This is a genomic window from Algibacter luteus, from assembly GCF_030344935.1.
Classification (GTDB): Bacteria; Bacteroidota; Bacteroidia; order Flavobacteriales; family Flavobacteriaceae; genus Arenitalea; species Arenitalea lutea.
Window position 1 is genome coordinate 2,739,512 of the sequence record NZ_CP128313.1, and the last position, 26,005, is coordinate 2,765,516.

26 protein-coding genes are annotated in these 26,005 nt (G+C 34.4%); 18 read left to right on the top strand and 8 right to left on the bottom strand.

The window, feature by feature from the left end:
• Positions 1-10 precede the first annotated feature (10 nt).
• The 5 genes from O5O44_RS11440 (at position 11) to O5O44_RS11460 (ending at position 3,722) form a co-directional block, all read left to right on the top strand.
• Complete coding sequence (locus O5O44_RS11440; RefSeq protein WP_289194472.1) at positions 11-550, top strand: DUF6452 family protein; 540 nt, start codon at positions 11-13, stop codon at positions 548-550.
• Positions 516-1,247, top strand: coding sequence for a DUF6048 family protein (locus tag O5O44_RS11445; protein WP_289194473.1), 732 nt, complete (start codon positions 516-518; stop codon positions 1,245-1,247). Before O5O44_RS11440 ends, O5O44_RS11445 begins: the two co-directional genes overlap by 35 nt.
• Positions 1,248-1,383: 136 nt before the next feature.
• Complete coding sequence (locus tag O5O44_RS11450) at positions 1,384-2,460, top strand: DUF6090 family protein (protein WP_289194474.1); 1,077 nt, start codon at positions 1,384-1,386, stop codon at positions 2,458-2,460.
• Between the two features lie 210 nt (positions 2,461-2,670).
• On the top strand, positions 2,671-3,183 hold the full coding sequence (locus O5O44_RS11455; RefSeq protein ID WP_289194475.1) for a 3'-5' exonuclease: 513 nt from the start codon (positions 2,671-2,673) through the stop codon (positions 3,181-3,183).
• A 239-nt stretch (positions 3,184-3,422) separates the two neighbouring features.
• A complete protein-coding gene (locus tag O5O44_RS11460) occupies positions 3,423-3,722 on the top strand; it encodes a GIY-YIG nuclease family protein (protein WP_289194476.1) in 300 nt (99 codons plus the stop codon).
• A gap of 277 nt (positions 3,723-3,999) precedes the next feature.
• Here O5O44_RS11460 and O5O44_RS11465 read toward each other — a convergent pair whose 3' ends face one another.
• Complete coding sequence (locus O5O44_RS11465; RefSeq protein ID WP_289194477.1) at positions 4,000-5,157, bottom strand: THUMP domain-containing class I SAM-dependent RNA methyltransferase; 1,158 nt, start codon at positions 5,155-5,157, stop codon at positions 4,000-4,002.
• Between the two features lie 234 nt (positions 5,158-5,391).
• Here O5O44_RS11465 and O5O44_RS11470 point away from each other — a divergent pair, with 234 nt between their 5' ends.
• The 3 genes from O5O44_RS11470 to O5O44_RS11480 all read left to right on the top strand — a co-directional run bounded on the left by O5O44_RS11470 (position 5,392) and on the right by O5O44_RS11480 (position 7,364).
• Positions 5,392-6,123: a class I SAM-dependent methyltransferase gene (locus O5O44_RS11470; protein WP_289194478.1), complete on the top strand. Its 732-nt coding sequence runs from the start codon at positions 5,392-5,394 to the stop codon at positions 6,121-6,123.
• A gap of 51 nt (positions 6,124-6,174) precedes the next feature.
• Entirely contained in the window at positions 6,175-6,849 is a 675-nt protein-coding gene (locus tag O5O44_RS11475) for a ZIP family metal transporter (RefSeq protein ID WP_019387203.1), read from the top strand.
• A gap of 86 nt (positions 6,850-6,935) precedes the next feature.
• Positions 6,936-7,364, top strand: coding sequence for a DUF4268 domain-containing protein (locus O5O44_RS11480; RefSeq protein ID WP_289194479.1), 429 nt, complete (start codon positions 6,936-6,938; stop codon positions 7,362-7,364).
• Between the two features lie 38 nt (positions 7,365-7,402).
• Here O5O44_RS11480 and O5O44_RS11485 read toward each other — a convergent pair whose 3' ends face one another.
• Positions 7,403-7,900, bottom strand: coding sequence for a GNAT family N-acetyltransferase (locus O5O44_RS11485; protein WP_289194480.1), 498 nt, complete (start codon positions 7,898-7,900; stop codon positions 7,403-7,405).
• A gap of 173 nt (positions 7,901-8,073) precedes the next feature.
• Between O5O44_RS11485 and O5O44_RS11490 the strand changes: the two genes are divergently transcribed.
• From O5O44_RS11490 to O5O44_RS11500, 3 genes are read left to right on the top strand one after another with little or no spacing between them, the layout of a single operon-like run.
• A complete protein-coding gene (locus O5O44_RS11490) occupies positions 8,074-9,882 on the top strand; it encodes a DUF1800 domain-containing protein (protein ID WP_289194481.1) in 1,809 nt (602 codons plus the stop codon).
• Positions 9,883-9,888: 6 nt separating this feature from the next.
• Positions 9,889-11,301, top strand: a complete 1,413-nt coding sequence (locus O5O44_RS11495) for a DUF1501 domain-containing protein (RefSeq protein ID WP_289194482.1) — start codon at positions 9,889-9,891, stop codon at positions 11,299-11,301.
• The gene (locus O5O44_RS11500; protein WP_289194483.1) at positions 11,301-12,053 is read left to right on the top strand and encodes a T9SS type A sorting domain-containing protein; all 753 of its coding nucleotides are present in this window, start codon (positions 11,301-11,303) and stop codon (positions 12,051-12,053) included. Before O5O44_RS11495 ends, O5O44_RS11500 begins: the two co-directional genes overlap by 1 nt.
• Before the next feature lie 3 nt (positions 12,054-12,056).
• On the opposite strand, the gene trhA is transcribed toward O5O44_RS11500, so the two are convergent.
• Both trhA and O5O44_RS11510 read right to left on the bottom strand, forming a co-directional pair.
• Positions 12,057-12,683, bottom strand: a complete 627-nt coding sequence (trhA, locus tag O5O44_RS11505) for a PAQR family membrane homeostasis protein TrhA (RefSeq protein WP_289194484.1) — start codon at positions 12,681-12,683, stop codon at positions 12,057-12,059.
• Positions 12,684-13,361 carry a DUF4294 domain-containing protein gene (locus tag O5O44_RS11510; RefSeq protein ID WP_019387210.1) on the bottom strand — a complete coding sequence of 226 codons (678 nt, stop codon included), beginning with the start codon at positions 13,359-13,361 and terminating at the stop codon, positions 12,684-12,686. It abuts the gene before it with no gap.
• Positions 13,362-13,463: 102 nt separating this feature from the next.
• On the opposite strand from O5O44_RS11510, the gene O5O44_RS11515 reads away from it, so the two are divergent.
• The 6 genes from O5O44_RS11515 (at position 13,464) to O5O44_RS11540 (ending at position 19,525) form a co-directional block, all read left to right on the top strand.
• Complete coding sequence (locus O5O44_RS11515; protein ID WP_289194485.1) at positions 13,464-14,552, top strand: M42 family metallopeptidase; 1,089 nt, start codon at positions 13,464-13,466, stop codon at positions 14,550-14,552.
• A gap of 123 nt (positions 14,553-14,675) precedes the next feature.
• Positions 14,676-15,233, top strand: a complete 558-nt coding sequence (locus O5O44_RS11520) for an NUDIX hydrolase (protein ID WP_289194486.1) — start codon at positions 14,676-14,678, stop codon at positions 15,231-15,233.
• A complete protein-coding gene (locus O5O44_RS11525) occupies positions 15,234-15,908 on the top strand; it encodes a PrsW family intramembrane metalloprotease (RefSeq protein WP_289194487.1) in 675 nt (224 codons plus the stop codon).
• A 91-nt stretch (positions 15,909-15,999) separates the two neighbouring features.
• On the top strand, positions 16,000-16,485 hold the full coding sequence (locus O5O44_RS11530; RefSeq protein WP_289194488.1) for an acyl-CoA carboxylase biotin carboxyl carrier protein subunit: 486 nt from the start codon (positions 16,000-16,002) through the stop codon (positions 16,483-16,485).
• Position 16,486: 1 nt separating this feature from the next.
• Positions 16,487-17,929 carry an acetyl-CoA carboxylase biotin carboxylase subunit gene (gene accC, locus O5O44_RS11535; RefSeq protein WP_289194489.1) on the top strand — a complete coding sequence of 481 codons (1,443 nt, stop codon included), beginning with the start codon at positions 16,487-16,489 and terminating at the stop codon, positions 17,927-17,929.
• 45 nt (positions 17,930-17,974) lie between these two features.
• Positions 17,975-19,525 (top strand): acyl-CoA carboxylase subunit beta, encoded by a 1,551-nt coding sequence (locus O5O44_RS11540; protein ID WP_289194490.1) that lies wholly within the window; start codon positions 17,975-17,977, stop codon positions 19,523-19,525.
• 285 nt (positions 19,526-19,810) lie between these two features.
• Here O5O44_RS11540 and O5O44_RS11545 read toward each other — a convergent pair whose 3' ends face one another.
• Both O5O44_RS11545 and O5O44_RS11550 read right to left on the bottom strand, forming a co-directional pair.
• Complete coding sequence (locus O5O44_RS11545; protein WP_289194491.1) at positions 19,811-21,391, bottom strand: helix-turn-helix transcriptional regulator; 1,581 nt, start codon at positions 21,389-21,391, stop codon at positions 19,811-19,813.
• Between the two features lie 121 nt (positions 21,392-21,512).
• Entirely contained in the window at positions 21,513-22,160 is a 648-nt protein-coding gene (locus tag O5O44_RS11550) for an acyloxyacyl hydrolase (RefSeq protein ID WP_289194492.1), read from the bottom strand.
• A 226-nt stretch (positions 22,161-22,386) separates the two neighbouring features.
• On the opposite strand from O5O44_RS11550, the gene O5O44_RS11555 reads away from it, so the two are divergent.
• A complete protein-coding gene (locus O5O44_RS11555; protein WP_289194493.1) occupies positions 22,387-23,592 on the top strand; it encodes a multidrug effflux MFS transporter in 1,206 nt (401 codons plus the stop codon).
• Between the two features lie 9 nt (positions 23,593-23,601).
• On the opposite strand, the gene O5O44_RS11560 is transcribed toward O5O44_RS11555, so the two are convergent.
• Together O5O44_RS11560 and O5O44_RS11565 are read right to left on the bottom strand one after the other, a co-directional pair.
• Positions 23,602-24,120 (bottom strand): DinB family protein, encoded by a 519-nt coding sequence (locus tag O5O44_RS11560; protein ID WP_289194494.1) that lies wholly within the window; start codon positions 24,118-24,120, stop codon positions 23,602-23,604.
• Between the two features lie 6 nt (positions 24,121-24,126).
• On the bottom strand, positions 24,127-25,899 hold the full coding sequence (locus O5O44_RS11565) for an ABC transporter ATP-binding protein (protein ID WP_289194495.1): 1,773 nt from the start codon (positions 25,897-25,899) through the stop codon (positions 24,127-24,129).
• Positions 25,900-26,005: the final 106 nt, after the last annotated feature.

Genomic DNA, 26,005 nt, shown 5'->3' on the forward strand with positions numbered 1-26,005 from the left:
TATAAAATACATGAAAAAAGCAGGCCTCATTCTTATTCTAACCACCTTAATAATAAGTTATTATAGTTGCGAACGCGATGATATTTGTCCGGATGCTACGGCAACTACACCAAGATTAATTATTGATTTTTTAGATGCTGAAGACTCAGATACCAAGAAAAATGTATTTGATATTGTGGTAATAGGTGTTGATAACGAACAGTTTATATCAGAATATTATTTTACTGATACCGATGATCTTATTTTACCACTAAAAACTACTGACAGTACTACGGAATATATTATCATCCAGGAAGCTACGGTAAACGATAATGGAACGCCCAATGATAGTTCGGATGATTTTATTGATGGGAATCAAGACCGAATTGTGATAAATTATAGTCGTGAAACCATTTTTGTATCGCGTGCCTGCGGCTTTAAAACCATATTTAAAAATGTAACCCTTACCATTGTTGATGATGGTGATAATTGGATGCTTTCCAGAGAACCTTTAACCGATAACCAATCTGTAGAAGATGAAACAACAACACACTTTAACATTTCGCATTAGTAGCATCATTGGTATGTTATTATTCTGTGTGTTTGTTAATGCACAAAATGATTCTATTGCAGAAGCAGCTGACGATTCGTCTAAAATAAAACTGAAATACGGACTTCGTGTTGGTGGTGATATAGGCAAGCTTATCAGAACATCGTTTGATGATGACTACACAGGTTTTGAAGTAATGGCCGATTATCGTTTAAAAGAAAAACTATACATCGCTGGAGAACTTGGATTTGAAGAAAAAAACACGGTTAACGATTATTTAAATATTACTACCAAAGGTAGCTACATTAAAGGAGGAATAGATTACAACCTATACCAAAACTGGTTGGACATGGATAACATGATTTACGCGGGTTTTAGAGTTGGCGCCAGTACTTTTAGTCATGATTTAAACAGCTTTACGGTTTATAGCACAGACCAATACTGGACTCCACAATTAACATCTGATACTAAACAAGAGTTTACCGGACTTACTGCATTTTGGGCAGAAATTATGTTAGGACTTAAAGCCGAAATTCTTAACAATCTGTACTTAGGATTGAACGTGCAGTTAAAATTTTCGGCTTCTCAAACGGTACCTAATAATTTTGATAATGTGTACATTCCTGGTTTTGGAAAAACGTACGATAGTAGCCGCATTGGTGCAGGTTACAGTTATTTTTTAGCGTATAGAATTCCGCTTTATAAGAAGGTGAAATAAATAGTTCTGATCTAAGCACAAATACGTATTGATTTTTTAGTGAGAAAATTCTAACTTCGCTTATCGACTGATGGAAGCCATTAAAATGACGTTATATCATTAAAGTTGTGCTTCATTTTTGACAATCCGCTAACCAATGATAAAATTCTTTAGAAAAATTCGCAAAAACCTACTCTCTGAAAATAAATTTAGCAAATATCTACTATACGCTATAGGCGAAATTGTGCTTGTTATTATAGGTATTCTTATCGCGCTTCAAATAAATAATAAAAACGAACAGCGAAAAACCGAAAATAAAATTGTTTCTATTTTAAAAGAAGTACAAAATGATTTAGCACTAGATATTCAAAAATCGGACGAACTAATTGCCTATTATAAAACACAAGATTCAATCATCAACTTAGTAAAAGCAGATAAACTAACCTATGATGATTATAAAAATGAAAATCGAAATGCTTTAAGATTTGCAATTATGGACGCTTTCCACATGAAAATTCATGCAAATGGATATACCAACCTCATAGAAAATGTTGATAATGTTCCAAAAAAACTGAAAGCAGTTATTGAACCATTACACGAGATATATATTTATAACAAATACGAAATAGACAAGTTCGATAAGCGATTGGACTTGATTACAGATAGAGTGATAGACAAGTTAGCCAAAAGTAAAGATTGGTATTACAGATTAAATCGGCCTCAATTAGAAGATGAGATGATTAATTTTTTCCTGAATGACCCTTATTATAAAAATGATGTAGCTCTATACCAAAATGCTGGCTGGACAAACTTGGCATACCATGTTACAATATTTAGAGAAAACGCAATTAATGCATACAAACAAATTAACGCACTTATTGAAAGTAATGAACCGCTTCCCGATTTTATACCACACAATTTAGTTCATCTAACAACGGCACAACTAAATGAATATGAGGGTACTTTTAAGGTTGTAAAGTATGATGGGTACGATGGTCCAATTCCAGATTTAAACTATAAAATTCAGATACAAGACAATGGTCTAGTGGGCATTATGAATGGAGATCTTGAAGATATGGATTATTACTATTTTGAAACAAAAGATAAGATATTTGGTCAGACTGATATTTATCTTAAAGGAGAGTTTGTGAGAGATAGTTTAAATGAAATTACATCTTTATTTATTATGAAAAATGGAATGGTAGCTCACTTAAATAAACTTGAAACTAATTAGAAGAAATTAATAACGAAAGGCTAACAACGTGTATATTTAATTGCTTTGGTCGTTGCTTATTTGGAAAATTCCGCTGGAATTTCCTATCTGTGATTTGTTTGCTAACTTTAAGGCTTAACCACGCAACGAGCCATACACAAAACCGATAAGCAAAATCTTGAACCCAACTAAAAACATAAATCTGTAACTTTACCTTCCAAAGCCCAATCTATGTCAAACATATTCGCCGCTATAGACTTCGAGACCGCAAAAGGACATCACATTTGTTCGGTTGGGATTGTAACGTTTAAAGATGGTGTTATTGTTGACGAGTTTCATGCTTTAATTAAGCCACCAAACAACGATTACAATTGGCATAACATTCAGGTACATGGTATTACTGAAGACGATACGAGATTTGCACCCGATTTTAGAGGTGTATATCCTGAAATTAAAAAACGAATTTCTGGTATTGTAACCGTGGCACACAATGAGGCTTTTGACCGAAACGTGCTGCTTAAAACTATGAAAGATTATAACATTCCACAGTCCGATTTAATTATGAACAATCGTTGGGAATGCACACTTAAGATTTACCGCAAAAAAGGCTATAAACCTGCAAAACTTGATGCTTGTTGCAAAGTGCATCAAATTGCTTTAAAACATCATGATGCCTTATCTGATGCGCGTGCTTGTGGAAAGTTGTATTTAATTGCTCAGTTTGAGCGGTTGCCATTGTTTTAAATTGTATCGTCATTGCGAGGAGTTTTTACGACGTGGCAATCTGTTTAAACTTAACGTCATTGCGAGGAAGCATGACGTGGCAATCTTTTTAATAGTACTTAAAATTTTAATAAAGTTTTTTATAGAATTTAAAACTTCGATTTGAGAGATTGCTTCGTGCCTCGCAATGACGGATATTTTTCATGAGAGTACTTTTATAATAGTTCCCTCTTAATGACGGAAAATATTATATTTAGAACATGAAAAAATCATTTGTATATCTTATGACTAATAAAAACAAGACTGTTTTATATGTTGGAGTGACAAGTGATTTATTAAAACGCGTCTATCAACATAAAACTAAAACCTATAAAGGATTTACTTATAAATATAATTGCGATAAACTAATTTATTTCGAGGAGTTTGATGATATCAATCAAGCTATTGCAAGAGAAAAACAAATAAAATCTGGAAACAGAAAACGAAAAGAAGGTTTGATTAATTCTACAAACCCAGAATGGAATGATTTATCTGATGGTTGGTTATTCTGTTTTGATTAACATCGTCATTGCGAGGAGTTTTTACGACGCGGCAATCTACTAATTAGTAATTAAAAACAATAATTCAATACTTGTTTTATGAGTGTGTAACTTCAATTTGAAAGATTACCACGTCATTCGTTCCTCTTTCCTCGTAATGACGGTGGGTTTTGTCATTGCGAGGAGTTTTTACGACACGGCAATCTGTTTGTTTTTAGTTCCAATCATGAGATTACTTCGGTCATTCTTCCCTCGTAATGACGGTTGAATTTACGAGATTCCTGCGTTCCCAGGAATTCTATTTCATGTACTTACCTTTTTTGCTTCCTTCGTACATGACATACTTAACCAAACGTGCTTCCAATTTGGCATTGTAGAGTTGTATTTTTCTTGATGGTCTTAATCCAACATGCTTAAGCGCATCTAAATTTGAGGTAATAAACCAAGCATCGGTGCCAGGGTAATTTTGTTTAAGTGTATCGCCAATATTGGCATAAAACTCTTGCATATCGATATTTAAACGTTCGCCGTAAGGAGGGTTAAATACCATGTGCAATTTCTCGTCGCCACCTTTTTGAGTTTTAAAGAAATCTTCGTGTTTGACTTCAATAAAATCATCAAGTTGGGCGTTTTTTACATTTTCTTTGGCTTTGGCTACTGCGCTTGGTGCTTTATCGTAACCTGTTATTTTATGGTGAAAATCTCGAGTTTTTCCGAGTAAGGATTCTTCAATTTTTTCAAAAAGCTCCACGTCCCAATCTTGCCATCGCTCGAAAGCAAATTCTTTACGCATGAGGTTTGGCGGTATGTTACAGGCTATCATAGCAGCTTCAATAAGCATGGTACCAGAACCGCACATAGGGTCCATGAAATCGGTTTGACCGTCCCAACCCGACATCATAATTAAACCAGCCGCCAATACTTCGTTTATTGGTGCAATATTGGTAGCCGTTTTATAACCTCGTTTATGTAAGGAATCTCCAGAAGAATCAAGAGAAATGGTGCATTTTCTTCTATCAATATGCACGTTTATTTTTAGGTCGGGGAATTTTAAATCGACATTAGGACGCTGTCCGTCGGTATCTCTAAATTTATCGACAATAGCATCTTTAGTTTTTTGGGCGATATAAAGGGAGTGTGTAAACAAATCGGAATGCACGGTGGCATCAATAGCCAAAGTGCCTGTTGGCTTAAGGTATGGCGACCAATCCATTGCATAAATTTTATTATACAGATCTTGCTCGTTGTTGACGGTAAAAGAATGGATGGGTTTTAAAATTTTAATGGCGGTGCGAAGTGCTAAATTTGCTTTGTACATAAAGCCTTTATCGCCCGAAAAAGCCACATTACGAACCCCTTTTTTTACATGTTGTGCGCCTAATTGCACAAGCTCTTTTTCTAAAAGTTCTTCAAAGCCAAATAATGTTTTGGCAACCATATTGAAATTTTCTTCCATTTTTTTCGTCTGATAGACTTTTTACATCTTATAGGTTGCAAAAATAATGTAATTTTGCGGCAAACGTAAAGTTTATTGATAATTCGGGTTAAGGATTGCAGCGGCATCCTTTTGTTTTTATAAAAAAGACCTTTCTGCATTGCACAAGGTGACAAAAAACAAAAGATATAGCGGAAAGCCTGACCCCCCATCCCGATAGTTATCGGGATCGAGGGGTAACCCCAAAAATAACATATGACTAACAATACAACGTCTTGGTTTACTTCTTGGTTTGATACGCCATTTTACCACATTTTATATAAGGATAGAAACGAAACCGAAGCGCAGGCTTTTATGGATACGCTTACCCAGTATTTGAATATTCCGGAGGGTGGAAAAATACTTGATTTGGCCTGCGGTAAAGGGCGACATGCGCGCTATTTAAATAAAATTGGATACGATGTTACGGGTGTAGATTTGAGTGAAAATAGCATTGCTTTTGCTAAAAAATTTGAAAATCACCGTTTGCGTTTTGATGTGCATGATATGTGTAAACCTTACCACAAGCAGTTTGATGCGGTTTTTAATTTATTTACAAGTTTTGGTTATTTTGAAAATGATGCCGATAATTTAAAAACGATTGAAGCGATTAAAGCAGATTTGAATGCCGATGGTTTTGGTGTAATTGATTTTATGAATAGCGAATTTGTGATTGATAATTTAGTGCCAGAAGAGGTGAAAACTGTTGATGGTATTGATTTTAACCTAAAACGTTATGTTGAAAATGGATATATAATAAAAGATATTACTTTTACTGCCGATGCCAAAGTTTACCATTTTAAAGAACGTGTTAGAGGGTTTACTTTAGCCGATTTTGAGGAACTTTTTGAACAGGCAGGCGTATATTTACTTGATATTTTTGGCGACTATAAGCTTAGAAAGTTTAGCGCTAAAACTTCTGAACGTTTAATTATGATTTTTAAATAGGCCGCTATTGGCTTTAAATTATACTCATTGTTGTGAGTGATTGTTTTATAAATGAATAAGTTTCTTTTTCCCATACTTGCGGTAGTTTTAGGTTTTGTTTTAGCCTTTATTACCAAAAAGCAAAAATCTTGGAACACCAAGTTACTACTTTCTTTTAGTGGTGCTTTTTTATTGGCACTAACACTTTTTGAATTGCTTCCTGAAGTTTATAGTCACTTAGACACCAAACAAACTGGGTTACTTATAATGTGCGGTATCTTGTTGCAAATTATTTTAGAGTTATTCTCGAAAGGTGCAGAACACGGGCATGTTCATATCCATAAGCACGATACGGCTTTTCCGTGGTTATTGTTTATTAGTTTGTGTATTCATAGTTTTTTAGAAGGGTTTTCAATACACGACCATAACGATATGGTTTATGGTGTTTTGGTGCATAAAATACCTATTGCGACGTTAATTACAATGTTTTTATTGCAATCCAATTACAGTAAAATACAAGTTGGGAGCTTTTTGTTGTTGTTTGCACTCATGACACCATTTGGTACTTGGGTGTCGCATAATTCTAGCCTTCTTGCAAATTATGCGCATGCTATAAACGCCGTAGTTATTGGTATCTTTTTTCATATTTCTACCACCATTCTTTTTGAAAGTGGCGAAGGCCATAAGTTTAATTTATCGAAATTTATAGCTATCATTCTTGGCGTTGGGGTGGCTTATTTGATTTAAAATGAGAACAAAGAATAGAGATAAAAGAATAAAGAGCACCCATAACATGTCTTTTGTCTATTCTCTATTTTCTAATACCCTTTTTAATGTTTAGCAAAGAAGAATCACGAAAATTAAGACAAGATTTCTGGACGAGCTTTGGCAAATCGTTCCCGAGGAAATGGCTATTGTATGATACCAAACTGAAAGGTTTTAGTTTTAAATTTCACTTTGATAATAAAAAAGCGTTGGTAGCTTTAGATTTGGAAGACGACCTAGAACACCGAATAAAATATTGGGAAAAATTGGTGGCTTTAAAATCGATACTTATTGACGAGTACCTTCCAGAAGCGATTTACGAAGAAGCTTATGTTTTAGAAAATCATAAAGAAATCTCGAGAATTTATGTGCCTTTAGAGCAAAAAGTCTCCATTCACAACAAAAATTCATGGCGCGAGGTTATGGAATTCTTTAACGAAAAGATGAGCCTATTTGAAGCTTTTTTTGAGGAATATAAGGAGATTATTGAAGGGTGATGATGCCTGATATAAGTGAATTGTAAAATATTCTGATTCTAACTATTAATTTCTTTTACCATTTGGTAATCGTCCATTACAAAGCCATTACCGATGTCTGCAACCAAAGGCCCCACATTTATAAAACCTAGCTTTTCGTAAGTTTTAATCGCATTCGTATTATTAATATTTACTGTTAATCTGATGCGCTCTTTTTGATAGATTTTAGTTTTATTTTCAACAAATTGCATTGCCGCCTTCCCAATTTTTTTACCTCTATGGCTGCTTAGCACATAAATTTTACTTAGAAATAGTGTGTTTTCTTCTTGTTTTAATGACAAGTAACCTACTGCAGTATCTTCAAAATAAATCGTGAAGTACTCAAATCCATCTTCTACTTGTTTTTCAATAGCACTTGCCGATTGAAATTTTTGCAACATGTAGTCAATTTGAGGTTTTCCAACAATAGGAATGTAGTGTTCTCTCCAAATAACCTCGGCTATATCTGCAATATTTTTATAATCGGAAATCGTATTTGCAGCTTTTATATTAATCATATAATCCATTAAAATTCAAAGTAAATAATAAATATAGAATTCTAATTATAATTATGAACTTCTTTTGCCGTTCATCGAAAAACAAAGCTATTAACCTGATTTTTAACTATATTTGATAGTCTGCTTGTAAAAATAACCTACAATTTTTTCAAGTTAGCTTCAATAATTGCGATATGAAAAGACCCTTAATCTACCTCTTGCTATGTATTCCGCTTTGCATCTTTTCGCAACAGTATTCTGATTATTTAGGTGCGGGTCATAGTAATGGAATTACGGTAACTTCTAGCCATCAAGAAAGCAGAACTAATTGGGATGAAATTGCGCTTGATGATAATACCATTAATGGTACGGGACTAGATGCACGCTTATTAGAAACCTCACGTTTTTTAGCTCAAGCTACATTTGGAACAGATTTAAATTACATTAAAGCGGTTTCTGAAAATTCTTTTGAAGACTGGATAGATGCGCAATTTGATTTAAACTCGCCTTCCATGGGAGAGCTTACTCAAACCATTTACGACCAAGCACAAGATAGATTTGTTGCCAATGGTGGTAATGCCGACGACTATTTTGGTCCGTTTTGGGTCCATTTTCAATACGCTTGGTGGGATAGTAATATAGGAAACCAGGATATGCTAAGGCAAAGAATTGCGTTAGCATTAAGCCAGATTATGGTTATTTCATCAAACTCAAACGTTGGTGATTATGGTGTAGGCTTAGGCGATTATTATGATGTTTTAAAAGATAATGCCTTCGGGAATTTCAAAAATCTTTTGAAAGACATGATTTTACACCCAATGATGGGTATTTACCTAAGCCATTACAACAACCCAAAAAGTATCCCAGAGCAAAACATTCATCCTGATGAAAATTTTGCTCGAGAAATCATGCAATTATTTACCATAGGACTTTACGAATTAAATCAAGATGGAAGTTATGTTTTAGACGGCAACGGAGACAGAATCCCGACATACGATAACGATGACATTAAAGAATTTGCAAAAATCTTTACTGGTCTTGGCCCTGCCAAAGTTATGGATAATCCGTGGGGAGTAACTGCTGAATTTGGCGTAAACCATTATTTAGCCATGAAAAATGTGCCTATGGCTATGTATGACGAATGGCATGAAACTGGAGCAAAAAATTTACTAAACGGTGTTGTGGTGCCAAATGGACAATCGGGAATGCAAGATATTGAGTCTGCCATTGATAATTTATTTAATCATCAAAATGTAGGTCCGTTTATAGCCATTCGGTTAATTCAACAACTCGTAAAATCAAATCCCTCGCCTGCTTATATTTCTAGAGTTAGTGCAGCTTTTAATAATACTAAAGGTGTTCGAGGCGATATGAAAGCAGTGATAAAAGCAATTCTTTTAGATGAAGAAGCAAGAAGTTGCAGTTGGATTGAAAATCCGTCGAGCGGCAAATTAATTGAACCTATGCTTCGTTATTTTAATGTAGTCAGACAACTTGATTTAAACAACGACACCAGCGAAAATTGGAATGTTGGCTATAACTTTTATCAAGCTACAGGGCAGTTGCCTTTAAGTGCACCACATGTGTTTAATTTCTTTTTACCTGCCTATGTACCTAACTCAGAGTTTGCTGCGGCCCATTTGGTTGGTCCTGAATTTGAAATTCATAATTCAGCGTCAAGTATAGATTTTATAAACGAAGTGGATTTGATGACATTTCCTCAATACTATTCAGTGCTCACCACATGGGATTTAGAAATGGAAGGACGCGCACTAGATTTTGAAGCCTTAAACTATTACGCCAAAGACAGTGAGGTTCTTGTAAATCAATTGGATAAATTATTTACACGCGGACAACTATCTACAGAAACCAAACAAGTTATTATTGATACCATAGACCCCATTGTGAATGGATGGAATGAAGATTTTGAATACACCGATTTAAGAGTAAAATTAGCATTGTATCTCATTTTAATAAGTCCGGATTACACCATCTTAAAATAACCCCAAATGACGAAGCATAAAAATCATATATCAAGAAGAAAGTTTATAGGAGATACCTGTGCGGCTTTGGGTTATACAACTTTATTTTCTTCTTTAATAAACCTGAAAGCTATGGCAGCATCAGCTATGGATAATTCAGCTCTAGCTTTTGGTGGCGATTATAAAGCTTTAGTTTGTGTTTTACTTGGTGGTGGTAATGATTCGTTTAATATGCTTATACCAAAAGGCGACAGCGAATACGGTGAATACGCAACTTCGCGATCGAATTTAGCTATTCCTCAAAATGATATTTTACGGATAAACCCTAATACAAGCGACGGCAGAGTTTTTGGTTTACATCCATCAATTCCAGATATACAACAATTATTTGAGAGTGGTAATTTAGCTTTTCTTGCAAATGTAGGGACGCTCATTGAGCCTTCTTCAAAGACTGATGTTTTAAATGGCGTTGTAAAAACGCCGCTTGGTTTATTCTCACATGCCGACCAAATTCAGCAATGGCAAACAGGAAGACCACACGAAAGGACCAATACAGGTTGGGGTGGTAAAATAGCCGATTTGGTGCAATCCATGAATTCCAACCAGAATATTTCTATGAATATTTCCTTGCAAGGAAGTAACATTTTTCAACGAGGCGATCAAATAACACCTTATACCATAAGTAATAACGGTAGTATTGGTATTAATGGCTACGGAGAATCTGGTTACTTTAACGAGCTAAAAACCGCAGCTTTGAACTCCATGCTAGAAAGAGATTATCAAGATATTTTTAAAAATGCCTACAAGGAAACCATAAAAACATCAAACGATGCCAATTTAGAATTTCAAGCTGCTATCGATACTATTTTAGAATTTAGCGCGCCATTGCCTGAAATGAATAATTTAGCTGCCCAACTTAGAATGGTTGCAAAAACTATAGCTTCAAGAGATACTTTAGGGTTTTCAAGACAAATATTTTTTGTTCAAATTGGAGGTTGGGATCATCATGATGAACTTCTAATCAATCAAAGCAATAAACTAGAACAGGTAAATCAGGCATTAAAATATTTTAATGACGTGATGACCGAACTTAATGTGAGTGATTGTGTAACCACTTTCAGTATTTCAGATTTTGCAAGAACCTTAACCTCGAACGGTAATGGAACAGACCACGCTTGGGGTGGAAATGCCTTTATGATGGGAGGTGCAGTAAACGGTAAAGAAATTTATGGAAATTACCCTTCACTAGCGTTAAACAGCGACGATAGTTTTCGAGATGGTGTGATGATACCAACAACCGCAGCAGATTCATATATGGCCGAACTTGCACTTTGGTTTGGGGTGCCAGCATCAGAATTACAAACCGTTTTACCAAACATTTCAAAATTTTACGATACAGCTTCGAACGAGCCACCAATTGGTTTTATGAATATGCTATAATGAAAACGAAAAACACATACCTATTGCTACTTGCCGTATTATGCTTCAATGTCTTGATATCGCAATGCTACCCAGACCGCCATGGTACCACTTGGTATGATGGTTGGGTGTCTTGTGAAAAATCGCCAAATCCTAAAGTATCATACGGTGAAACCCACTGGATTATGTACGATTTAGGATATGAATATGTTTTAAACGAAACAAAATTCTGGAATGCTAACGAACCCAAGCATTTAGATTATGGTATCAATGAATTTAATCTCGATATTTCAACAGACGGTTTGACTTGGACGAATTTAGGTGTCTTTAATTTGGATCGCGCTTCAGGTTTATCGACCTATGAAGGTGATGAAGGTCCTGATTTCAATTCCGCGAAAGCGAGATATGTATTAATAACTCCAAACACTAACCACGGGGGCAATTGCTATGGTTTGAGTGAATTAAAAATAACGATAACAGATCCGTTCTTAGTAATTGATGAAAAAGAAGGCTTCAACGCTTCGGTATATCCCAATCCTTTTGTGAATGATTTATCGTTAAGAATAGCAACTTTAGATGAAAATTTACTAATTGAATATGCCCTTTATGACATTTTGGGACGCTCTATTTTAGAAAACACCCTATCTATGAATGAAGATAAAGATACCTATAGCTTGCCGTTAAACGGTAGTGCACTATCAGTTGGAATCTATATCTTAAAAATAAGACAAGATGGCAAAGAGCGTACTTTTAAATTGGTTAAGAAAGAATAAATTTTAAATTACGTATAAGAAAATCATAAAGAAGTGACAAATGGCTCCCGCCAACACAAATAAGTGCCATATAACATGATTGAATGGTATTTTATGAATGGCGTAAAAAACGATGCCCACCGTATAAGCTAAACCACCTGCAAATAAAAAAAGCACACCGCCATCTCCAACAGTATCATATAAATTAGGGAAATCGAATACAATTAACCAGCCCATAACGAGATAGAGCAACGTTGAAAATATCTCGAATCTGCCAGTAAAAAACAATTTCAAAATAACACCGAAAACGGCAATACCCCAAACTACAAAAAAGAGAGTCCAGCCTAAACTTTGTTCTAAAGAAATTAAACAAACGGGCGTATAGGTTCCGGCAATTAGAAAGTAAATACTAATGTGGTCTACAATTCTAAAATAATGCTTGCGTTTCTCCCCTTTTACTGCATGGTAAAATGTAGAAGCCGTAAATAAAATAATGATTGAAATCCCGTAAACAATTACACTAAATAAACTCCAATCGCTTTTTTGTGTATTGTAAACAATCAGTAAAACCAAGGCAACTATTCCAAACAATGCGCCAATGGCATGCGTTAATGCATTTAGTCGTTCTTCAAAAGGCGATTGTATACGCATTTACTCTGGAGTTTTGTTATAAATCCACTTTTCGGTTAAGTCGTAAAAGTCAATTTTAAAAGCTGATTTTTGTCTTTCTAAAACACCACTCTGGAAATTGCGCTGCAAGATATCTTCAATTAAGTAATCTTCTTTCTCATTCAGCGGGTCGAACTCACGTTTTAATGAAATATCAAACATACTTGCCGTAGTATTGTACCAAAAAGCACGCCAGCCACTACGGAGTTCTTTAATTAAATCAAAAGCCGTGGTTCCTGTTTGTCGATGTATGAGTTTGACTAGTATTTGGCCTTCAGTACGGGTTAGTTTTTTAAGTTCATCTGAGAATTCACCTTCAATGTATTTTTGAACACGCTTAGTATATCGCTTCTTATCACGGGCTCTTTTCAAAGTTGCCATGCGTTGATTCATAGAATCTAATCGATCAGCAGCAAGTTTAGCATAAGGATACACTTTTATGGTTTTTCGTCTTAAAATCAAATAACGAATGCGTTGTTGCTTACTATCAAATTTGAGCCTATGCAGTAGCATCACTTCATCCAAATCAATAGTTACTCGAGGTACAGAATCGCCTTCAATTATAAGATATTCCCTAGGTATTGAATCCTTTACCGTTTCCAATTCTTGCGCAAGCAATACCAAAGGAAATAATAGAAATATGTACTTTAAATAGTTCATTAAAATATACTGGAGCATTTAACATGCCAAAATTACTAATTTACATCCTGTTTAACCTTAAAATAAGGCGAATATTGTTATTTTAGTTGAAAATTTTAAAACATGGCAAAAAAGAGCATACTTAACAAAAAGTCGATGGACTTTTTAGCAAAATACTTAAATAACGCATCTCCAACTGGCTACGAATGGGACGGACAAAAATTATGGATGAATTATTTAAAACCCTATGTAGATGAGTTTATAACAGATACTTACGGAACCGCTGTTGGGGTTATAAACCCAAAAGCAAAATACAAAGTTGTTATTGAAGGGCATGCCGATGAAATTTCATGGTATGTTAATTATATTTCAGATAACGGATTGATTTATGTGATTCGTAATGGGGGAAGCGACCATCAAATAGCGCCGAGTAAAATAGTGAACATCCACAACAAAAAAGGCATTGTAAAAGGTGTTTTTGGATGGCCAGCCATTCATACCCGAAACAAGTCAAAAGAAGAACCCCCAAAACTTGATAATATTTTTATCGATTGTGGCTGTGCAACCAAAGAAGAAGTAGAAAAATTAGGTGTTCATGTTGGTTGTGTTATTACCTACCCAGACGAGTTTCATATTTTAAATGGAGATAAATTTGTTTGTCGTGCTATAGACAACAGAATGGGCGGTTTTATGATTGCTGAAGTGGCACGATTGCTTAAAGAAAACAAAAAAGAATTACCGTTTGGGTTGTACATTACCAATGCCGTACAAGAAGAAATTGGCTTACGTGGTGCCGAAATGATCACCCAAACCATAAAACCTAACGTGGCTATTGTTACCGATGTCACTCATGATACCACAACACCAATGATTGAAAAGAAAACTGCTGGACATCTGGAAATTGGTAAAGGTCCTGTGGTGGCCTATGCCCCTGCCGTTCAGCAAAAACTGAGAGATTTAATTACCGACATTGCTGATAGCAAAAAAATACCTTTCCAGCGTTCTGCCTTATCAAGAGCAACTGGAACAGATACCGATGCCTTTGCTTACAGCAACGGTGGTGTGGCTTCAGCGTTAATTTCATTGCCGCTTCGATATATGCATACCACTGTAGAAATGGTGCATAGAGATGATGTAGAGAATGTTATTAAACTAATATACGAAACACTTCTTAACATAAAAGAAGGCGAATCGTTTAGTTACTTTAAATAAAATTTAAGCCTTCAGTTTCGAGGGCTTTTTTGGGGCATTACCACGCCTTTATGGCGTGGTCGGGCTTTTCGCGCTACACGGTAGCTTGCTACAATCCCTAATGCAAATTCACCAATTTTAATCATGCAAGAAGAATATATCGACATTGTAGATTCAAAAGGAAAACCCATCGGGAAATCCGAATTAAAATCAATAATCCACCAAAAAGGGTACTACCATCACACGGCACATCTTTGGCTTTATACAAAACAGGGCGAGATTTTACTATCACAACGTTCTGCTAAAAAGAGTATATGCCCGTTAATGTGGGACGTCTCAGTGGCAGGACATATTGATGCTGGCGAAACACCAAAACAAGCCGCTATTAGAGAAACCAAAGAAGAAATTGGCTTAACACTTATCGAATCCGATTTAAATCCAATTGGTGTTTTTGAATGTTTCCAATCTTACAAAAATGGCATTGTAGACAATGAATTCCATAACACATTCATGGCACATTTAAAGGAGCCGCTTTCAAAATTACAGCCGCAAGAGGAAGAGGTTGAAGCTTTAAAATTAGTAACACTTCAACATTTTGAATCCCTCATAAAAAGCATAGGCAATAACGGCAACCATTTTGTACCGTCAAACAAAATGTATTACGAGCTCATTTTTGAAAAAATTAAGAACGCCATTGATTAAATGAATTTATTACTTGTAGCAGTCGCCCCCGTTTTTGTTATTATATTATATATATATTTTAAAGATAAATATGAGAAAGAACCAAAGCATCTGCTCGTCTATAATTTTATTTTAGGCGCTATAGTTAGTATAATCATTACTTCTATTTTATATTATGTTTTCGATTTTGTTTTACCGCTCCCTAATAAAACAAGTGTATTCCAACAATTTTTAAAAGCCTTTTTTGTTGTAGGTTTAATTGAAGAATTTAGTAAATACGTAATTATTAGATATTATTCCCAAACTAAAAATGCATTTAACGAACCCTTCGATGGTATTGTTTATGCAGTTATGGTTTCTATGGGTTTTGCTGCCACCGAGAATATCTTTTATGTCTTAGAAGGCGGTTACCATACCGCATTGCTAAGAGCATTTACTGCAGTTCCTGCTCATGCTACTTTTGGTGTATTAATGGGGTATTTTATGGGAAAAGCTAAATTTGCAAAAAATAGAATAATTTTAAATCTATTCGGATTATTTCTCGCGATTGTATTTCATGGCACATATGATTTTTTCTTGTTTATAGACTTTATTCCTGGTATTTGGGTGGGAGCCTTCTTATCCTTATTTGTAGGGATTATGTTATCAAGAAAAGCCATAAAAAAGCATCAGGAGAATTCGTTATTTAAAACGTAAATAAATTAAGTATTTCCAATTGTAATTGTGTTTTTCGAGATTGAAATACCTTTATAAATTCGCTATATTTACTACATTCAAATTATAAACTATGAGCAAAAGTTTTAAAGTTTTAGTAAATAGTAATTCTGAATTTAAGATTACGGAACCCGATGTTTCCAACTTAGATGCACTTCAAACTTCAAACAACAATTACCATATTCTTCACAACAACAAATCGTATCAAGCTCAAATTACCGAAGCAAATTTCAACACGAAACAATATCAAGTAAAAGTTAATAATAATTCTTACAATGTTAATATTTCCAATGCTTTAGATGTGCTCATAAACGACATGGGATTTGAAGTTGGGAAAGCAAAACAAATCAATTCTATTAAAGCACCCATGCCTGGTTTAATTCTTGAAATTAGTGTAAAACCCGGACAAGAAGTTAATGAAAATGACCCCTTATTTATTCTTGAAGCCATGAAAATGGAGAATAGCATTACATCTCCAAGACAAGGTGTTATTAAATCTGTTAATGTAAAAAATGGTGATGCTGTTGAAAAAAACCAACTTTTAATTGAGTTCGAATAAGATGAAAAAACTTTTAGTCGCTAACCGAGGTGAGATTGCCATTCGAGTAATGAAAACTGCACACAAAATGGGCATTAAAACAGTTGCTGTGTTCTCCACTGCCGATAGAAATGCACCACACGTAAAATATGCAAATGAAGCTGTTTGCATTGGTGAAGCCCCATCAAGTCAATCGTATTTACGTGGCGACAAAATTATTGAGGTCGCTAAAAACTTAAAGGTAGATGCTATTCATCCAGGATACGGATTTTTAAGTGAAAACGCTAGTTTTGCCGAATTATGTGAAGATAATAACATCATTTTTGTTGGTCCAAAATCCAAAGCCATAAAAATTATGGGAAGTAAACTAGCAGCAAAAGAAGCTGTTAAAGCTTATGATATTCCTATGGTTCCTGGCATTGATGAAGCTATTACCGATATAAAAAAAGCCCTTGAAATTGCCAAAGAAATTGGATTTCCTATTTTAATAAAAGCATCCGCTGGTGGTGGTGGAAAAGGTATGCGTGTTGTTGAAAAAGAAAGCGATTTAGAATCTCAAATGAACCGCGCCATAAGTGAAGCTACTTCGGCCTTTGGCGATGGCTCTGTTTTTATTGAGAAATATGTCACTTCGCCCAGACATATCGAAATTCAAGTTATGGCAGATAGTCATGGTAATGTGTTACACTTTTTTGAGCGCGAATGTAGTATTCAAAGACGTCATCAAAAGGTAGTAGAAGAAGCACCCTCATGTGTTTTAACACCTGACATCAGACAAAAAATGGGAGATGCCGCTATTAAAGTGGCTAAATCTTGTGATTATTTAGGTGCAGGTACTGTTGAGTTTTTATTGGATGCCGATCATAATTTTTACTTCCTCGAAATGAATACCAGATTACAAGTAGAACATCCTGTTACAGAATTGATTTCAGGCGTCGATTTGGTAGAACTGCAAATTAAAGTGGCTCGCTGTGAAGCACTCCCCATGCAACAAGACGAATTAAAAATTAACGGGCATGCTTTAGAACTCAGAGTTTATGCAGAAGACCCATTGAATGATTTTTTGCCAAGTGTTGGGCATTTAAAAATTTATAAAATTCCTGTTGGTGAAGGTATTCGTGTAGATAATGGATTCGAAGAAGGTATGGATATTCCTATTTATTACGACCCGATGCTTTCTAAATTAATCACTTACGGAAAAACTCGAGAGGAAGCCATTCAACTTATGATTAAGGCTATAGAAAATTACCAAGTTAAAGGTGTAGAAACCACCTTACCTTTTGGTAAATATGTGTGCGAACATGACGCTTTTCGGTCTGGGAATTTCGACACCCATTTTGTGAAAAACTATTATTCACCAGAAGCTTTAAAACAAGAAGCCGATAACGAAGCCAAATTAGCAGCACTAATTGCAGTTAAACAATATATTGAAGACCAAAAACTCTTAAGATTACCTGTTAAGTAATTTATTTTTAAATAATTATAACTTCTTAACGCTACATAATTAAATATGGATTCAAAGCAAGATAAGATCGATAAACTCAATAAGCACATTGCACTTTCAAAATTAGGGGGCGGTGAAAAACGCATCGCAAAGCAACATGCCAATAAAAAACTAACTGCAAGAGAACGCATTGATTATCTTTTAGACGAAGGCTCATTTGAAGAAATTGGTGCTTTAGTAACACACCGAACCACAGATTTTGGTATGGAAAACCAAATATATTATGGCGATGGTGTGGTTACTGGATATGGCACGATTAAGGGTAGATTGGTTTATACCTATGCCCAAGATTTTACGGTTTTTGGGGGCTCACTTTCCGAAACACATGCTGAAAAAATCTGTAAAATTATGGATATGGCCGTTAAAGTTGGAGCACCTATTATCGGTTTGAATGACTCTGGTGGTGCACGTATTCAAGAAGGTGTACGATCACTTGGTGGTTATGCCGATATCTTTTATAGAAATGTTCAAGCTTCTGGGGTAATACCACAAATATCCGCTATTATGGGGCCCTGTGCCGGTGGAGCAGTGTATTCCCCTGCCATGACCGATTTCACATTAATGGTTGAAAATACTAGCTACATGTTTGTTACAGGGCCTAATGTTGTAAAAACAGTAACTAACGAAGAAGTTACTAGCGAAGAGTTGGGAGGCGCTCAAACCCATGCTTCAAAATCTGGTGTAGCCCATAAAACATCCGAAAATGATGTAGAATGTCTTGAAGATGTTAAAAAGTTATTGAGCTATCTACCACAAAACAATACGGAAGCTCCAAAAAAAATTGAGTTTAAAATAGAAGATGAAATAAGAGATGTTTTATCTAATATCGTTCCAGATTCTCCCAACAAGCCATACGATATGCACGAGGTTATTTCTGGAATTATTGACGAAGACTCTTTCTATGAAATACATAAAGAATTTGCAGGAAGTATTATTGTTGGTTTTGCAAGACTTGGAGGAAGAAGTATAGGCATTATAGCGAACCAGCCAATGGCTTTTGCTGGTGTTTTAGGAGTTAACAGTTCTAGAAAAGCAGCAAGATTTACACGATTCTGCGATTGTTTTAATATACCACTATTAGTTCTGGTAGATGTTCCAGGATTTTTACCAGGAACCGATCAAGAATGGAATGGTATTATTGTTCATGGTGCAAAATTATTATACGCCTTAAGTGAAGCCACGGTTCCAAGAGTTACTGTTATTACTAGAAAAGCTTACGGTGGAGCTTATGATGTGATGAACTCGAAACACATTGGCGCCGATTTAAACTACGCATGGCCAGGTGCAGAAATAGCTGTTATGGGTGCCAAAGGTGCGAGTGAAATTATATTCAGAAAAGAAATTTCGGAAGCCGAAAATCCTGAAGAGAAATTAGCCGAAAAAGAAGCAGAATATGCCGGAAAATTCGCTAATCCATATAGGGCAGCACGTCGAGGGTTTATAGACGAAGTTATATTACCAGAAACGACCAGACGTAAGTTGATTAAGGCTTTTGCTATGCTTGAAGATAAAAAGGTTGAACGACCTAAACGTAAGCATGGAAATATTCCTTTATAAAAAAAAGGAGTCAGAAAATTTCCGACTCCTAATTTTACTTCAAAATTTTGAACTTAAACAAGTTCTTAACTAATCACCGCAAAACTTGTTGAATAATAAAATTTATTTGAGATACAACCAACCCAAGTATATCAAATAATGTTTTTATAACCTTAATAACATTTAGTTTTTTTGGTAATTAATATAATTGATAATAGCTACACCAAATATCACTAAATTTTCTCGATTACAAATAAATCGCACTACTCAATCACTACGCAAGTCATAAAAAGTCGATAAAAAGCATTATAAGGGTAAATTTAAATTCAAAGTATCAGAAAACTTTTCATGTAAATGTTCAAGTAGCGAGGTTTCTTTTGAATTAATATGAATTTTTTTTGCGATACGATAGCGTCTACTTTCTACAGATCTTAACGTCGTATTTAAGAAAAGCGCTATTTCTTTATTAGTAAATCTCATAAACAAATAATAACAAATAATAATTTCAGACTTATTTAATTGTGGATATGCATCTTGAATATTTTTAAAAAAATCAATATTCAAATTATTTATGATATCTAAATGACTATCACTTTTATCAAGTAATGTGGAAGAGTTTATGTGTAAATTTTTATATAATTCTTTTATCTTATTCTTTTGCTTATCAACAGATTCTGTTCTGGATATATGCTTTACCTCGTCTTTTAATTCCTTTATATAGGCTTCCAATCCATGCACCTTAACATTTAGCTGCTGATTATTAGATTTCAAATAATTAAGGCTATTAATAGCTTCACTATTAAAAGTTCTGAATTTGTTTTTCTGTTTATGATAATAAAAGTAACTGAACAGGCCAAAGAGTAACAAAACAAATACTAAAATTCCAAATAAACTACTTAAGAATGATTGTTCTTTATTTTCAAAAATTAGTTCATTTTCAACTTCAAGCAACGCTTTGTTTATATCAAAACTAGCTTCAACTGTATTATTATGCATCTTACTTTGAAAATGTAAGAGTGAGTCGATATAGGATTTTGATAGTTTTATCTCACCTTTATTTTTATGTACTTGAGCATAGAGTTGATAATAATCTTTTAATGCATCTTCTGCCATATAGGCTTTTAGTTTGGCTGCATTTTTTAATTGAATGAGTGCTCGTTCTATATTCTTGTCTTCAAAAAACACATCGGCAAAACAAAGATTAATATTAGCTTCAAAAGAGAAGAAATTGTATTTTACAATAGTCGCGTTATTTTTTAATTTTTTAAACTCTTCATAATAAAACTGGGCTTGATCTAAATTACCCAAATAGATATGATTTGAGGTAAGCATATACAAGGCAAACATATAATAATATGCATCATCTTTAATAGCTTTATAGTTTTCTAAACTTTGTGCTAAAAGTGCGTTACAGGATTCATATTCGCCATCTAAAAATTTGGCATACGCTAGGTGTTGTTCTATTATTATTGGACCATTTACATCGTCACATTTAGTGTAATAGGTTTTTGCTTCTTCTAAATATTTGAAAGCTAGAGAGTCTTTTTTAATGTAATATAAATTTGAAAAAATAGCGATACATGCTTCACCTGCAACACAATAATTATTTTCCTTTAAAGCATATTTATGTGCTAAAATATTGCATTGATATTGTTTGGCATACTCATTAAAATCGTCATGAATGAGCGATTTAATAGTGTAATAATCGGCAACCCTTCCTTTTATGTTATCTTCTATGGGATCCGGTATTGCGTTAAGAAAAGTTAACGCTTTATGCGAATTGTCGTCAATATAAGCATCAGCAGAATCAACTAAATGATGATACTGATTTTTAGACTGTGAAAATCCAGTTAAATTTAATGCAAAAAGACAAATGCATACGCACATGCTTTTAAGTGAGACGTAAATTTTTAGCATGGATAAATCCTAAATAGTTTAATAATAGCACAGTAAAAATATGCAATTAAAAATAGAATGTGTAAAGGATTACAATTAATTTGCTAAAATACTATAGCTTAAATAAAACTGAAAACTCAGTATTAGTGGTATTATGTCCCCCATTGGGTTGCTTCATTTCTAGATTGGAAGTATGCCTTAAGGAATACCTAAAATCTAGTTGAATTTTATTTATTTCAAAAGAAAGCCCTAAACCCAAAATATCTGAGAATGCAAATCCCTTAGCAAGTCTTTCGGTTTCTTTATTAGAAATCATAGGGCCAACACTTCCTACGGCATATGTACTTAAACCATCATAAATTTTATATCTGGCAATCAAACCACAGTTTAGAACGTATTCCTTTATAGTTCGTTCCTGCATGTAAAACTCGTTTTGCTCACGATAATCCTCGGCATCACTAGGTTTTACATAATATTTATTCAATAATTGATGTTTGGCAACATAAAAACTAGGCTCTAGATTGACTTCAAATGCCCATTTCGTATTGTTTTTGAATCTGTAATTTAAAACAACTTTATAAAACGAAACTTCATGTTTATAATCGGGTAAATCAAAAGGAAACCTATCTTGAGCGCCCATTCCATAAGAGATACCCCATTTCAAATTTTCTTTCTTTTTTTGAGCGTATCCGTCTAACCCGCCTAAAAGTACGATGTTAGTAATAACAAATAGTAAACTCCATTTTAATTCTCTTATCATTTTTATTTAAAATTTCTAACTAGCGAAATAGTCTTAAATATTCTTCAAATCTCTGTCAAATATAAATTAAAATTTCTAGCTAGATTTTAGCTAAATAAATCTCACTTACATATGGATAAGGTTAAAAAAAAGTAAAGTAAACTGGTATAGATGTTTACAATAATATGATTGTATTATTAAATGAAGGTTGCATTGCATTCGAAATTAAATCATCTACTTTTGCACCATGGAAGAAAACCAAAAATTTAAACCAGAGTTTGTAGCACTTATGGCATCGTTAATGTCTATCGTCGCCTTGTCGATAGATGCTTTATTACCGGCGATACCACAAATTAGTAGTGCCTTGGGAGTTACAAATCCAAACGACAATCAACTACTTATTACGATGATTTTTTTAGGTTTAGGGTTTGGGCAACTTCTTTTTGGTCCGCTATCAGATAGCTTTGGGCGTAAACCCATAGTTTATATTGGCTTTATTGTATTTATTATTGCCAGCATCGTTTGTGTTAGTACTAGAAATTTCGAGGTTATGATTGTTGCTAGAGTATTTCAAGGCATTGGTTTATCGTCTCCCAGAAGTTTGGCACTCTCTATGATTCGTGATTCTTATAGCGGTAATTATATGGCGAAAATTATTTCAATTGTTGTCATGTTTTTCATTTTAGTACCAGTTATTGCACCAACTTTAGGGCAAGCTTTAATAACCTTTTTTAACTGGGAATCTATCTTTTATTTTAATTTACTCTTTGGAGTAATCATTATGCTTTGGTTTTGGAAACGACAGCCAGAAACCTTAGCAAAACAGAATAGAATTAAATTCTCATCACATCTTTTTATTGATGGAACCATTGAGTTTTTTAAGCATAAACAAGCGGTAGCATTTACATTTGTTTCAGGCTTTATAACAGGCTCGTTTATGGTGTATTTAAGTACTTCACAACAAATTTTTCAAGAGCAATATCAATTAGCAGAAATGTTCCCTTATATTTTTGCAAGTTTAGCAATATCTGTTGGTCTTGCTACATATTTAAACAGTCGATTAGTTGTTAAATATGGCATGCTACAAATCGCTTATAAAGCATGTATTGCCTACGCGATAATATCAATATTATACGTTGTTATGTTTTGGTCTGGAAATAATCCAAGTATTTATGTGTTGCTCGGTTTTTTCTCTCTGCAATTTTTTGCAGTTGGATTTTTGTTTGGAAACTTAAGGGCCATTGCAATGCAACCTCTGGGGCATATTGCAGGTATTGGTGCTGCAATAAATGGTTTTATCTCTACAGTTATGGCAGTTCCTATTGCGAATTTTATTGGCAATTATGTAAACACTTCGGTGTTACCTTTATTTATTGGTTTTTCGGTTTTTGGTATCCTTTCGTTTTTAGTATTCTTCTTGATGAAAGAAAAAACGAAAACAATAAATGCGTAATTTAATAAGTTACAGATAGCGTTTTTTTATAACCTCCATATGATGAATTTCATGACCCAGAATTATAAATGCAGCCGCTCTTGCAGACAATGGGTTACCACTGGCATGACCATGACATTGCAAATCGACATTATTTAAACTTTTAAGTAACACTATAAAACTTAGTCTCACAGATTGATACTCTTCAATTAATGATTTTAGGGATTTTTCATCAGCTCGTGAAGGTTTGATAAAATCGTCCTGTTCAAATCCAACTAAAGGTGTGCTATCATGTCTTGCAATTCTAAAACAGCGATACATAAAAACACGTTCGGTATCAATAATGTGCTGAAGTACCTCCTTGATGCTCCATTTATCTTTGGCGTAGCGATACCCTAATTTATCTTCAGGAATGTCTTTGAAAAAATTTATAACATTGTTTTGTCCGTTGATAAATCCATCCTTTAAATTAACTTCTTTTGAAACCTTATCAATATAGGTTTTATAATAGATGTTGTATTCTGAAGGGTTTAAATCTGAAACTTTCATTTGGTTTTAAATTTTTGCTTGGTAAGTATATAAATCATAATATCTGCCACCAAGATTGATTAACTCGTCGTGGGTACCACGTTCTACAATACGTCCGCTTTCAATAACTAAAATCTGATTTGCTTTTCTGATAGTACTCAATCTGTGTGCAATAACAATGGTAGTACGGTCTTTTACTAAGGTATTCAAACTTTTTTGAATAAGCGCTTCACTTTCGGTATCTAAATTTGAAGTGGCTTCGTCTAAAATGATGATTTTAGGGTTTGCTAAAATGGCACGTGCAATGGCTAAACGCTGACGTTGGCCTCCTGATAATTTTACGCCACGTTCTCCAATTAGCGTGTCTAAACCATGATCAAATCTATCAGTAAATTCGTTAACATAGGCTGCATTAACCGCGTTTTGTAATTCTTCTTCAGTGGCATCTGGTCTGGGAAACATGATATTCTCTCTTATGGTACCTTCGAATAAAAATTCGTCTTGCAACACAACACCTAAATACTTTCGGTAACTATTTAATTTCACTTTCGATAAATCTTGATTATCGATAGTAACTTTTCCAGATTTAGGATTTAAAAAAGTTGCCGATAACCCAGCAATGGTTGATTTACCAGAACCCGAACTACCTACTAAAGCCGTTACAGAACCTGCAGGCGCTTTAAAACTAATATTATGTAACACCTCTTTATCTTCTTCGTAGGCAAAAGACACATCGTGAAATTCTATATCTCCATTCAATTTTTCAAGAGTGATATTTCGATTTTTATCATCCTCTTCGGCAGCCATATTCATAAGTTCTTCGGTTCTATCTAAACCAGCTAGTGCTTCTGTGAGTTGACTTCCAATATTACTCATTTGTACAATGGGTGCTATCATAAAGCCAAGTATGAGGGTAAAAAACAAGAAATCTCCTGTGGTCATCTGTTCTTGAATCATATAGTAACCACCAATGCCCATAATACCAGTGGTGGCAACCCCAATTAAAAAAGTTGAAGAACTTGTCATTAAAGCCGTAGCTGTTAAACTCTTTTTAACGTTTTGAAACAATTTATCGACACCTTTTTCGAAAATTTCATGCTCTTGCTCTTCAGCGTTAAACGCTTTTATAACGCGAACACCCGCTAAAGTTTCTGTAAGTCGCCCCTTAACTTCGGCATTTATTTTTCCTCGAACTCTGAATATCGGCCTTATGTATTTAAACGCTCGTAACGCGATATAACCAAATATGGAAATAGGAACAAACACGAAAAGTGTCATCCATGGATTGAGTTTTATTAATATAATTAAAGAAACTATGGCTGTAAACGACCCGCCTACCAATTGCACCAAACCAGTTCCAATTAGGTTTCTTACCCCTTCTACATCGCTCATGATTCTTGATACTAAAGCGCCCGATTTGGTGTTATCGAAAAAACTAATGGGTAACGATAATACCTTTTTTTGAACTTGTGCCCTTAATTCACTTATTAAATACTGTGCCTGTACACTTAGAATTCTGGTGAGTGAAAACGATGTTACTGCTTGTATTAAAATAGCAATTAACACAATGGTAATTAAAGTATAAATTTGTGAAATATCTTTACTTGGCACCACCTCATCTAACAATACTTTACTTTGCCACGGCAACACTAAGCCAGCTAAACTGCGAATAACAATTAATATTAAGCCAATAAATACCAGATTGCGCCTTGGCCAAATAATGGTTTTAAAGGCTTGAGCCATAGTTACTTTTGGCTTTGTTTTCTTCTTGTTTTCAGGAGTTTCTTTTAGGTGCTGCATAATATCTTTTTCAAGATTGAAAGGTACATGTTTTTATTGAAAATTATTTTGTGAAATGTGTAAAGAAAAAGCTTAATGTAACCTGCATTAGTGATTGCAACGGTTA